Genomic DNA, 12,659 nt, shown 5'->3' with positions numbered 1-12,659 from the left:
CTTTTGAAAATGTGTTATAAGCGGCAAGTTTTTGCTGTTGTGTAAACTTTTGTATGTTCGAAGACTTACTTCTCCCGATGTTTGATGATGAATATTATCCAGATATTTTGGTCGCTGAACTCAAGCAGCTCATTGAACAATTTGCTAAAAAAGTTCAGAAGCCTGCTTTAGCTGAGCAGGATATCTATCGGTATGCTCATCAAACTGTAATTGAAATCAATGAAATGAAACCTCAGTTCGAAGATCTAGATTCTTCCTTGGATGATAGTGCAGCTGACTATATTGCTGAAGCAATGATGATGGTGGCACAGGATGCAGGATATTTAGACCTTGAAATGGAAGAGCTGGTGATGAATCGAGAGTGGTGATTACTCTCGATTCTCAATATCTTCAAATGCATCTAATAAATGAAAAGATGCTTTTAAATGAATTTCATCTATTTCCTTAATTTAAAAACTCAAACACCATTCTTTTGAGAGTCGGCCTCTGCTAATAAATTGACCCAATAAGTTTCTATTTTTCGTTCTAATGCTTTGAATTTATCTATTATCTGTTCGGATGCTTTAATTAAATAATTATCTTTGTTGATAGAGTAACCTGAAAAATACTAATGGTTATCTCTGAAATAAACAGTGCTAGAGAAAAGATCTGTAGCATGAACCTTTGTTAAGAGAAGGATGCTAAATAGAAGTAATACTATTCTTATCATACAATTCATTTTAATTAGGCATAAAAAAACCAGCTTACGCTGGATTCTTTGTAGCACCAAATTCAATATTTGAAAATGGTGCCCGGGGCCGGACTCGAACCGGCACGCTTTGTGGGCGGGGGATTTTAAATCCCCTGTGTCTACCTATTTCACCACCCGGGCATGTGCGCAATAATAGAGGACAAGTACGCGATTGGCAAGAGAAAATCAGATAGTTTGCTTTATTTTCAATCAGTTCTTGTTCGTATTTATATAAATTAACCAATTTATGTCATGATTTGTTCATTAAACTGAGATCAGTTGTTCATCTTATCTACTTAACTTTAAGACACTCATTGCTTAAAACTTAGGTAATTTTATGTCAGAGAAAATTTCACGCCGAGAATTAATTCAAAAAAGTCTGTTCGGTTTTGGGGCGCTATCTTTGCCGGTAGCTTTTTCGGGTTGTAATGATGGTTCCGATGAAGAAAGTTCGGAGGCACAAGCAGATTTTTTACATGGAGTTGCGAGCGGCGACCCTTTGCAGGATAAAGTAATTTTATGGACGCGTTTAACACCGGTAGATCTTAGTGCGCGCCTTAAGGTTACTTGGGAAGTTGCTACCGATGACCAGTTTAAGCTGAATTTAAAGACTGGTGTGGTTCAAACGACTAAGACAGATGATTTCACCGTGAAAGTAGATGCAACAGGTCTACAGGCGGATACCATTTATTATTACCGTTTCCATTTTGGTAATAAAACTTCACCTGTTGGTCAAACTAAAACTTTGCCTGTAAGTACCAATAAGGTCAGCTTTGCGGTATGTTCTTGTTCTAACTATCCTGCGGGTTACTTCTACGTTTATCGTGAAATAGCAAAACAGAGTGTGGATGTAGTCATCCATTTGGGAGATTACATTTATGAATATGGCTCTGATGGATATGCGACAGAAGATGCAGAAAAATTGGGTCGTACTTTGCCATCTGATAATAATAAAGAAATTATTAAATTAGATGATTATCGCAAACGTTATGCGCTATATCGTCAGGATAAAGACTTGCAGGCAGTTCATCAACGTCATCCTTTCATTGTAATTTGGGATGACCATGAGTTAGCAAATGATACTTGGCGTGATGGTGCGGAAAACCATCAAGATAATGAAGGATCTTTTTCTGATCGTAAGTTAGCTGCTCTACAGGCTTATTTTGAATGGATGCCAATTCGCCCTGTTTCTAACACAGATCATCTAAATATTTATCGTCAGTTTAATTTTGGGGGGCTTGTTAATTTAATAATGTTAGATACTCGTATTATTGCCCGTGACAAGCAGTTGGATTATGGCAAATATATAACAGCGAATGGCTTAGATATTGAAAAATTCCAAGCGGATTTAACTAATCCAATGCGGACCTTAATGGGGCAAACTCAGCGTGAGTGGTTATTGGGTAGTAAAGAGAAAAATATAGTAGGTGTCTTACAAAGTTCAACTGCAACATGGAATGTGATTGGGCAGCAAGTCTTAATGAGTAAAATGTGGATTCCAGCTGAGTTGTTGGCATCGTTAGGGCAAATTACTTCAGGCGGAACTTCGCCGGATACGTTAGCTAAAATGAATGCGCAAATTACAGAATTAGTCACATTAAAATTACGATTAGAGCAAGGTGATCCAACTTTAACCGTTCAAGAAAAAGCGCGAGTCACAACATTAGTTCCCTATAACCTCGATGCTTGGGATGGTTATCATGCTGAACGAGAGTTTTTGTACGCTAAATTGGCAGAGTTTAATAAGAAAATTATTGTTTTGGCAGGCGACACCCACAATGCGTGGACATCTTACTTATATAGTCAAAAGGGCGAATATGTTGGTGTTGAACTGGCGACAAGTTCGGTTTCTTCCCCGGGGCTTGAAAAATATTTAAGTATTCCACTAGCTCAGCTACAACAGTTTGAATTTGCCTTTACTACGCTTATCGATGAATTGGCATATTGTAATTTAAATCAGCGTGGTTATTTGATGGTTACACTTGATGATAAGCAGGCGCAGTCGGATTGGATTTTTGTAGATTCAATTAAAAATCCAGAATATAAAGTAGCTTCTAGCCGAAGCTATCAATTGGTGTTGGATGCGAGTTTAACACCTGAAAAAGACAAGCAAAAAACTGCTTAAATATATGGGGCGAGAAAGGATGCTAATAAGCATCCTTTTTTTTAGACATAAAAAAACCAGCTTTCGCTGGATTCTTTATGACACCAATTTCTGTACTAGAAAATGGTGCCCGGGGCCGGACTCGAACCGGCACGCTTTGTGGGCGGGGGATTTTAAATCCCCTGTGTCTACCTATTTCACCACCCGGGCTTTACCAAATTTGGAGGCGGAGGTCGGAATCGAACCGGCGTCCACGGAGTTGCAGTCCGCTGCATGACCACTCTGCCACCCCGCCTACATTTGGTGATGCACATATTAGCAACCTTTACAAAAAAAACAATACTGTTTTGAGATAAGATGAACATAAAAGCAACATCTAGAATAAATTTGTCCAAATAATCATGTATTATTGGCACATTAAATTCATGTCTACCTTGGAGATGTGCTGTGGCATTGGTTTTAGACGGTCGCGCATTAGCAAAGCAAATTGAAGAAAATTTGTCAGTACGTGTTGAAGCTTTAAAAGCTAAAACAGGTCGTACCCCAATTTTGGCGACTATTTTAGTTGGGGATGATGGCGCATCTGCAACTTATGTACGCATGAAAGGAAATGCTTGCCGTCGAGTAGGCATGGACTCTTTAAAAATTGAATTGCCACAAGAAACGACAACAGAACAATTATTAGCTGAAATTGAAAAACTTAATGCTAATCCAGATGTACATGGCATTCTTTTACAACATCCAGTTCCTGAGCAAATTGATGAGCGCGCATGTTTCGATGCAATCTCATTAGCTAAAGATGTTGATGGTGTAACTTGTCTTGGTTTTGGCCGTATGGCTATGGGCGAAGCTGCATATGGTTCAGCAACTCCTGCGGGCATTATGACTATTTTAAAAGAAAACAATATCGAAATTGCTGGTAAACATGCGGTTGTAGTCGGTCGTTCTGCAATTTTAGGTAAACCAATGGCAATGATGCTTTTGCAAGCGAATGCAACAGTAACAATTTGCCATTCACGCACACAAAACTTACCTGAGCTTGTGAAGCAAGCTGACATTATTGTGGGTGCAGTTGGTAAAGCTGAACTTATCCAAAAAGATTGGATTAAACAAGGTGCAGTGGTTGTAGATGCTGGTTTCCATCCTCGTGATGGTGGTGGCGTAGGTGATATTCAATTACAGGGTATTGAAGAAATTGCTTCTGCTTACACACCAGTACCGGGTGGTGTTGGTCCAATGACCATTACAACTTTGATTCGTCAAACTGTAGAAGCTGCTGAAAAAGCTTTAGGTTAATTTAATTTATTCACGACGGCGTCCTAACGTTTAACGCAAATGTTAGGAGCTTGTATGTTACTTTTCTTTCGGGATGAGTAGCGAAGCTACGCAAGACCAAAACGGTTGCTGTAATTAATACATTGGAATTGAACTAACGTATTTTTTAGTAACTAAACGCTATCATGTTATAAGCCGCTGTTTTAGTCTTGCTCGCGATGTAGATGATCAAATAGTAATTATAAATTTTTGAGCTTATTTATGAGCTGCACCTTTCAATTTGCCAAAGCCCCTCAACATTTACTTCAAGCACTAAATGAAGTTATTCCCAATTGTGAGTTGATGGTACAACAGTTGCCTGAAACGCCTATTTCTTTATGGTTGATTCCACCAGTTTTTCCAACTGATCGATTGGATGATGAAGTTATTCGCCGTATTTGGAATGATACGCCGTATTGGATTTTTTGTTGGGCATCTGGTTTAGCAATGGCACAGTGGTTACTTGCAGAGCCGCAACATGTTAAAGATAAAGTTGTTTTGGATTTCGGAGCTGGTTCTGGTGTAGTGGCAATTGCTGCAAAAATGGCAGGAGCGAAACGAGTCATCTGCTGTGATATCGATCAAGTTAGTTTGAATGCTTGCCATGAAAATGCTTTACTTAATAATGTTGAGCTAGAATATTTAGATGATTTATATAAGGCTGAGCATGTTGATATTTTATTGGCAGCTGATGTTTTATACGATCAATGTAACCGCTTTTTCTTAGATGAATTTTTAAAGTTTGCGCCAGAGGTTTGGGTCGCAGATAGCCGTGTTAAGAACTTTAGTCATCCCAAATATCAAAAGATTGATGAAAGAAGTGCTTCTACATGGCCTGATCTGGATGAAGCTAAAGAGTTTAGAAATGTAAGTTTTTATAAGACGCTGTAAAAGAACAGCGTCTTTTTTTCTTTTATGAACAAGTATAACGAACAACTTTTAATGTGCTTGGACGTGCTTCAAGCGCTTGGCGAGTTGCATAGTCTTCACCATTATTTAAGCTAGGTGTGTTTGATAAACCAAAAGAAGCACGAGTTTCGCCGAGTTGAATTCCATAATGCTCATCTTTCGCTGGATTAGGAATTTCGTTGATACTCAAAATTGATAATTTATAAACTTTCTGAGCACCTAGTACATTCTGACAAGCACGTTGTAATTTACGTTCATCGAGTTGCTGGTTACTACGACCCGCTAAAGTGTAAGCTAAAGTCGCTGAAGTTTTTGTTTGGTTTTCAATCTGATATCCAGTTGAACCATTATATTGTCGAGGGGTAGTCTGACAAGCAGTTAAAATAAACATACTACTTAATGCCAAGCATAAAATACTTCTATTCATCAGTATCGTCCTTATTTTCTTATAGCTAGTATCTCATAAAATACAAAGGTTGTTGGGCTTAATCTCATGATTTGAGCTAACATCGGCGAACGATATTAGCCCTTATTGGTAACGTATTAATGTTCTTTGATTTTTGAGTGATGCTTGGTGTCTTTCATAAAAATATAAATAATGAGAGAAATGAAGATCATGATACTTACATAAATAAAGTACCAGGATTCATGCCCAGCTTCTTTAAAACTTAAAGCAAAGAACTCTGCTGTTCCGCCAAATAACGTATTGGCAATCGCGTAAGGTAATGCAACTCCTAAAGCGCGAATGTGCGCAGGGAAAAGTTCGGCTTTCACTACAGCATTAATTGAAGTGTAGCCAGTCACCATTACGAGACCTCCAAAACATAACCAGAAAGCTGTCCAATAGTTATGTGTATTTGCGAGTGCATCAAATAAAACGTATGTGAATAAAACACCTGTTATTCCGAAGAAAATCATAAGCGGTTTTCGACCAATGCGATCTGATAAAGCACCTGCTACAGGCTGTAGACACATAAAAATAAATAGCGCTAAAGTTGTAATTTGAGTGGCTTCAGGTTTGGTAAATCCAGAAGTATTGACTAAATATTTTTGCAGATAAGTCGTATAAGTATAAAAAGCTAAAGTCCCGCCAGCTGTTAAAAACAATACTGTGAAAGCTTCTTTAGGGTAATGTTTAAATAAAGCAAACATGCCTGATTTTGGCTGGTCTGTCTCTGCCTGAGCATTTTTAAAAGATTGAGTTTCTAGTAGGCCACGTCGAATACGGAAAACTACAATCGCAAGTAAAGCCCCGATAAAGAATGGGATACGCCATCCCCAATCATGTAGTTGTTCTTCGCTTAATACCATTTGTAATATTAATAGAACGCATAGAGCTGTGAGCTGCCCAGCAATCAAGGTGACATATTGGAAACTAGAGAAAAAACCACGTCGATTTCTTTCAGCCATTTCACTTAAATAGGTAGCACTAGCACCATATTCACCGCCTACACTTAAGCCTTGAATTAAACGAGCGATAACTAAAAGAAGAGGGGCAAATACACCAATACTTTCATAACTTGGTGTCACGGCAATAAGCAGCGAACCTATACACATTAAAGTGACGGAAAGGGTCAGACCCGCTTTACGACCTTTACGGTCTGAATAGATTCCCATAATCCATGCACCGATTGGGCGCATTAAAAAGCCTACAGCAAAAATTGCGGCCGCTTGAAGGAGCTGAGCTGTCTGGCTACCTTTCGGGAAAAAAGCATGAGCAAAATAGAGCGTAAATGCTGCATATACATACCAGTCATACCATTCAACAAGGTTACCGGCAGAACCGCCCAAAATGGATTTTAGACGAGTTTTTGTATCTAAATTAGAATGTGGAGTTGTTGCGGTAGAAGGTTGATCAACCATGAGTCGCTCCATGTTTCGCTTGGGTTGAATGCTAAAAAAGAGAAGATTTATTCCGTTTTTACATATTTTCTAGAGGAGTATTTCACTTTATTTTTTTTATGTCTGTAAAACAATGTTTATTATTTAAGCAAAGGAATAAGTTGAATATTTATATGATTTCAAATTAGCCGATTAGTCCATTTTTATGATCTTATTCGGTTATTTAGCCTATTATTTTTTTCCAAATAGTAAAAACTAATAAAGAATGAGTAGAGTTTGGGCGAAGAAAACCTATATGCCTTAAAAATAATGATATATTCCAAAGAAAATTTTAAATAAATACAGTTAGGCATGATGTTTTGGCATTGTGGACTAGATGTGTGTGGATAATGAAAGGGACATTCAGATGTCAAATTGCCTGAAAAAATATATTGTTGCTTTTGATCAGGGAACAACGAGTTCAAGAGCAATTGTTTTAGACCATGATGCTAACGTTGTAAGTATTGCTCAGAAAGAATTTACCCAGATTTATCCGCAGCCTGGCTGGGTCGAGCATGACCCTATGGAAATTTGGGCTACGCAAAGTGCTGTGTGGGTAGAGGCTCTAGCTCAAGCAGGCATTAAGAGTGAGCAAGTTGCAGCAATTGGGATTACAAATCAACGTGAAACCACAATTGTTTGGGATAAAAAAACAGGCAAGCCTATTTACAATGCGATTGTTTGGCAAAGTCGACAAACGACTGAGATATGCAATCAATTGCATAAAGCAGGATGGCAAGAATACATACGTAAAACAACGGGTTTGGTGATTGATCCCTATTTTTCGGCCACAAAAATTAAATGGATTTTAGACCATGTTGAAGGAAGCCGTGAACGTGCTGAGCGAGGAGAGTTGTTGTTCGGTACGGTGGATACTTGGTTAATCTGGAAACTAACCAATGGTACAGTCCATGTCACTGATTTTACCAATGCTTCACGAACTATGCTGTTTGATATCGAAAAGCTAGAATGGGATGAAAAACTTTTACAAGTTTTAGGTATTCCTCGAGCAATGTTACCCGAAGTACGTAGCTCATCTGAGGTTTATGGATATACACATACCATTAGTGGGCAAGAAGTTGGTATCCCCATTGCAGGAATCGCAGGTGATCAACAAGCCGCACTGTTCGGTCAAATGTGTGTTGAGTCTGGCCAGGCAAAAAATACCTATGGCACAGGCTGTTTTCTATTAATGAACACAGGTAAAAAGATTGTCCGTTCAGAACATGGGTTACTAACTACTATTGCATGTGGTGCGAGTGGTGAGGTGAACTATGCCTTAGAGGGTGCCGTGTTTAATGGGGGTTCTTGCGTGCAGTGGTTACGCGATGAATTAAAAGTCATTAAGAATGCTAAAGATTCTGAACTTTATGCAACACGTGTGAAAGACAGTAACGGTGTATATGTTGTACCTGCTTTTACAGGGTTAGGTGCACCGTATTGGGACCCAACTGCTCGAGGAGCAATTTTTGGTCTCACACGTGGAGCCAGTATTGAACATATTATTCGTGCAACTTTAGAGTCTATTGCTTTTCAAACCCGAGATGTTTTGGATGCAATGCAGCAAGATGCAGAAGAAAAGCTCCGTACACTCCGTGTTGATGGGGGAGTGACGGAAAATAATTTCTTAATGCAATTTCAGGCCGATATTTTAGCAACACCAGTAGAACGTCCAATAATGAAAGAAACCACAGCTTTGGGTGCAGCTTTCCTTGCTGGACTGGCGACGGGTTTCTGGCAAGATCTACATGAGTTAAGAAATAAATCTGCCATAGAAAAGGTATTTGAGCCAAAAATGTCTTCTGAACAATCAGAAATTATTTATAAGGGGTGGCTCAAGGCAGTTAAGCGTAGTCAAAGTTGGGCTGAGGATTAATTCGTTCTTTAATTGTTTGAATTCAATAGTAGGGTAATCAATTAACGGTTAAACACTTAGTTATTTAAAATTGATTATTCTACTTTTTTGATTGTTGTTTCTTCCATTTGGTGTTTTAATTTTTATAAGATCAACAATAAAAAGAAAATGAGAAATGAAAATACAGCCTAATGATTATTCAAAAATATATGACATTGCCATGATCGGTGGCGGTATTAATGGTGTTGGTATTGCTAATGATGCTGCAGGCCGTGGACTATCGGTATTTTTATGTGAAAAAGATGATTTAGCTAGTCACACCTCATCTGCTAGCAGCAAATTAATCCATGGTGGTCTGCGCTATTTAGAGCATAAAGAATTTCGACTGGTTAGAGAAGCTTTAGCAGAGCGTGAAGTGTTGTTGGCTAAAGCTCCACATATTATTAAACCAATGCGCTTTATTATGCCTCATCGACCACATTTACGTCCTGCATGGTTAATTCGGGCGGGCTTGTTTTTTTATGATCATTTGGGAAAACGAGAAAAATTATTAGGCTCAAATCTTATTTATTTCAAAGAAGATAGTCCTTTAAAACCGGCTATAACGCGTGGTTTTGAATATTCTGACTGTACTGTAGATGATGCACGTCTTGTAGTGTTAAATGCATTACAGGCCAAAGAGAAAGGTGCCAAAGTCGTAACGCGTACGCGTTGTATTAAAGCTTATCGGGAACAAGAGCTGTGGCATCTGGAGTTACAAAGCGGAGCAGAGTTTTATCAGGTACGTGCAAGAGCTTTAGTGAATGCAGCTGGTCCTTGGGTTGAAGAAATTATTAGTGAAAATCTGAAGCTAAAATCGCCCTATCGAATTCGGCTGATCCAAGGAAGTCATATTGTTGTGCCAAAATTATATGACTGTCATAAAGCCTTCATTATGCAAAACGAAGATCGACGCATCGTGTTTGCCATTCCTTATTTAGAAAAATATACACTGATTGGTACGACAGATCAGGAATATATAGGTGATCCACAAGAGGTAGAGATCACAGAGGTAGAAATTGATTACCTCTTAACAGTGGCCAATTCACATTTTAAAAAGCAGTTAACTCGAGCTGATATTGTAAGCCAGTACTCGGGTGTACGTGCTTTATGTGATGATGAATCTGATAATCCTTCAGCGATTACACGTGACTATACCTTGGCATTACAGGCTGAACATAAAAAAGCACCTTTGTTATCTATATTTGGCGGCAAGATCACGACTTATCGGAAACTGGCAGAGACTGCTTTAGAAGATCTATCCCCGTTTTTTAGTAATATGGCAGAGGAGTGGACTGCAGATGAGCCATTACCTGGCGCTGAAAACTGGACAACACTAGATGATTTAACGCATCAGATTTATTCACGTGTAAGTGGAGTGTCTGAATCACTTGCTAACCGTTGGGCACATGCATATGGCACAAGAGTCTGGAATATGCTCCAAGAGAGAAATGCAATAGAGCAATTAGGCCAGAATTTTGGACATGATTTATTTGAATGCGAAGTCAAATACTTATGTGAATATGAATGGGCAACTACTGCTGAGGATATATTGTGGCGTAGAACAAAACTAGGTCTGGCATTTGATGAAAAACAAATAAAAGTATTAGAAGTTTATTTATCTGAGCGTCGACAAAAAGATGATGCCGCATAATAAAAAAGGTCGCATATAGCGACCTTTTTTATATATAGCAATTAGAAGCCAGTTTTTACAGCTTCAAGTAAAGCTGCTTGACGTTCTTTTAATGCTTTCGGTAAGCGATCACCGAGTTTATTAAATAAATCAGTGTGGCTTTCAATTTCAGTAATCCACTGATCTTTATCTTGAGCTGTGATTAGGTCAAATTCTTCTTTAGAGAATTCAGTACCTTCCCAGTTCAAGTCGTCATATGTTGGAACAAGACCAATTGGTGTTTCAACAGCGTTTGCACGACCTTCACAACGATCAATGATCCACTCAAGAACACGCATGTTTTGACCGAAACCAGGCCATACGAAGTTGCCTTCAGCATCACGACGGAACCAGTTTACATTGAAGATTTTTGGTAATTTATTACCAGCTGCTTCAGCTTTTGTGCTTACTTGTTGACCAAGGTTTAACCAGTGATCAAAGTAGTCAGCCATGTTATAGCCAGCAAATGGAAGCATCGCGAATGGGTCACGACGAACGATACCTTGTTGACCAACAGCAGCAGCAGTAGTTTCAGAACCCATAGTTGCCGCTTTATATACACCGTCAACCCAGTCGAAAGCTTCAGAAACTAAAGGAACTGTATCTGCACGGCGACCGCCAAAGATAAATGCAGAAATTGGAACACCTGCTGGATTTTCCCAGTCAGCATCGATAGAAGGGCATTGACCAGCTGCAACAGTGAAGCGAGCATTTGGATGGGCTGCTTTTTCACCATTTACGTGAGGTTGACCTTTCCAGTTAGTTAAGTTTGTTGGAACTTCTTTAGAAAGACCTTCCCACCATACTTGACCGTCTTCAGTTACTGCTACGTTTGTATAGATAACATCTTTATGAAGAGTTGCCATACAGTTCGGGTTAGTCTTGGTGTTTGTACCAGGAGCTACACCGAAGAAACCAGCTTCAGGGTTAATCGCATATAAACGACCATCTTCACCTGGTTTGATCCAAGCAATATCGTCACCTACAGTTTCGATTTTCCAACCTTCATAACCTGCTGGTGGAATTAACATTGCAAAGTTTGTTTTACCACATGCAGACGGGAATGCTGCAGCGATGTAGTGTTTTTCACCTTGAGGGTTAGTTACACCAAGAATAAGCATGTGTTCAGCTAACCAACCTTGTTCGCGTCCCATGACAGAAGCGATACGAAGAGCTAAACATTTTTTGCCAAGTAATGCGTTACCGCCGTAACCAGAACCGAAAGACCAGATTTCACGAGTTTCTGGGTAATGAACGATATATTTTTCAGGGTTACATGGCCAAGCAACATCTTGTTGACCTTCAGTAAGTGGAGCACCTACTGTATGTACGCAAGGAACAAACTCGCCGTCTGTACCTAATACGTCATAAACTGCTTTACCCATACGTGCCATTTTACGCATGCTAACAGCAACGTAAGGAGAGTCAGTTAACTCAATACCGATATGAGCAATATGGCTACCTAAAGGACCCATTGAGAAAGGAACAACGTACATGGTACGGCCTTCCATTGAGCCTTCAAATAAACCATTTAATTTTTCACGCATAACAGCTGGGTTTTCCCAGTTGTTTGTCGCACCAGCATCTTCTTTATTTTGAGAGCAGATGTAAGTACGGTCTTCAACACGTGCAACGTCAGATGGGTCAGAATTTGCAAGATAAGAACCAGGATGTTTTTCTTGGTTTAATTTCTGCATGGTGCCGTTAGCGATCATCAAGTCGATTAGACGTTGATACTCTTCTTCGCTTCCGTCACACCATTCGATTTTTGCTGGTTTGGTTAAGTTTGCAATTTCTTCAACCCATGCGATAAGCTTAGGATGACGAACGAATTCTGGTGCGTTCACTGTGGTCATGGTGAGGCCTATTCAAAATATGTACAACGTACAAGTCATTCATTGAGAGGTACAATGAAAGATCAAATAAAAAAGTGGCTGTATTAAAGCACAAAATCATAAAAAAAATAAGACTAAAGACTAAGAAATAGATATTTTACTTTTTTATATTTTTCTCATTTAAATCATTAACTTGTAGTTTTTTACAATATCTTATTCTCAATATTTTTATGTTGTATGTGTGTTATTTATATTATTTATTTCCTTAAAAATCAATATCTTGATTCTTGTTTTTTTTCTTGAGAATTATTATTGATTAA

At 38.8% G+C, this 12,659-nt stretch carries 9 protein-coding genes and 3 tRNA genes; 6 read left to right on the top strand and 6 right to left on the bottom strand.

The genetic code is table 11. The features are described from left to right. Positions 1-53 precede the first annotated feature (53 nt). A complete protein-coding gene (locus J663_RS04380) occupies positions 54-368 on the top strand; it encodes a DUF5713 family protein (protein WP_016140183.1) in 315 nt (104 codons plus the stop codon). A gap of 417 nt (positions 369-785) precedes the next feature. Here the strand turns inward: J663_RS04380 and J663_RS04375 are convergent. After that, a tRNA-Leu gene (locus J663_RS04375) sits at positions 786-871 on the bottom strand. Positions 872-1,067: 196 nt separating this feature from the next. On the opposite strand from J663_RS04375, the gene J663_RS04370 reads away from it, so the two are divergent. After that, positions 1,068-2,855 carry an alkaline phosphatase D family protein gene (locus J663_RS04370; RefSeq protein WP_033847983.1) on the top strand — a complete coding sequence of 596 codons (1,788 nt, stop codon included), beginning with the start codon at positions 1,068-1,070 and terminating at the stop codon, positions 2,853-2,855. Between the two features lie 103 nt (positions 2,856-2,958). Here the strand turns inward: J663_RS04370 and J663_RS04365 are convergent. Together J663_RS04365 and J663_RS04360 are read right to left on the bottom strand one after the other, a co-directional pair. Continuing rightward, positions 2,959-3,044 (bottom strand) — tRNA-Leu (locus J663_RS04365). A gap of 11 nt (positions 3,045-3,055) precedes the next feature. After that, positions 3,056-3,129 (bottom strand) — tRNA-Cys (locus J663_RS04360). Positions 3,130-3,281: 152 nt separating this feature from the next. Here J663_RS04360 and folD point away from each other — a divergent pair. Continuing rightward, positions 3,282-4,130 carry a bifunctional methylenetetrahydrofolate dehydrogenase/methenyltetrahydrofolate cyclohydrolase FolD gene (gene folD / locus J663_RS04355; RefSeq protein WP_002115552.1) on the top strand — a complete coding sequence of 283 codons (849 nt, stop codon included), beginning with the start codon at positions 3,282-3,284 and terminating at the stop codon, positions 4,128-4,130. 240 nt (positions 4,131-4,370) lie between these two features. Continuing rightward, positions 4,371-5,039, top strand: coding sequence for a class I SAM-dependent methyltransferase (locus J663_RS04350; RefSeq protein WP_033847979.1), 669 nt, complete (start codon positions 4,371-4,373; stop codon positions 5,037-5,039). Between the two features lie 22 nt (positions 5,040-5,061). Here J663_RS04350 and J663_RS04345 read toward each other — a convergent pair whose 3' ends face one another. After that, on the bottom strand, positions 5,062-5,484 hold the full coding sequence (locus J663_RS04345; protein WP_033847978.1) for a hypothetical protein: 423 nt from the start codon (positions 5,482-5,484) through the stop codon (positions 5,062-5,064). Between the two features lie 116 nt (positions 5,485-5,600). Further along, positions 5,601-6,932 carry an MFS transporter gene (locus J663_RS04340; protein WP_081404581.1) on the bottom strand — a complete coding sequence of 444 codons (1,332 nt, stop codon included), beginning with the start codon at positions 6,930-6,932 and terminating at the stop codon, positions 5,601-5,603. A 373-nt stretch (positions 6,933-7,305) separates the two neighbouring features. On the opposite strand from J663_RS04340, the gene glpK reads away from it, so the two are divergent. Next, positions 7,306-8,814 (top strand): glycerol kinase GlpK, encoded by a 1,509-nt coding sequence (gene glpK / locus J663_RS04335; protein ID WP_033847974.1) that lies wholly within the window; start codon positions 7,306-7,308, stop codon positions 8,812-8,814. A gap of 154 nt (positions 8,815-8,968) precedes the next feature. After that, the gene (gene glpD / locus J663_RS04330) at positions 8,969-10,486 is read left to right on the top strand and encodes a glycerol-3-phosphate dehydrogenase (protein WP_033847971.1); all 1,518 of its coding nucleotides are present in this window, start codon (positions 8,969-8,971) and stop codon (positions 10,484-10,486) included. A 41-nt stretch (positions 10,487-10,527) separates the two neighbouring features. Here the strand turns inward: glpD and J663_RS04325 are convergent, their stop codons facing one another. Further along, positions 10,528-12,360, bottom strand: coding sequence for a phosphoenolpyruvate carboxykinase (GTP) (locus J663_RS04325; RefSeq protein WP_033847969.1), 1,833 nt, complete (start codon positions 12,358-12,360; stop codon positions 10,528-10,530). Positions 12,361-12,659 lie beyond the last annotated feature (299 nt).

It is taken from the genome of Acinetobacter sp. 826659, assembly GCF_000588515.1.
Lineage (GTDB): Bacteria > Pseudomonadota > Gammaproteobacteria > Pseudomonadales > Moraxellaceae > Acinetobacter > Acinetobacter pittii.
Note: the sequence above shows the minus strand (reverse complement) of the source record. Positions and strands in the feature narration are given on the sequence as shown.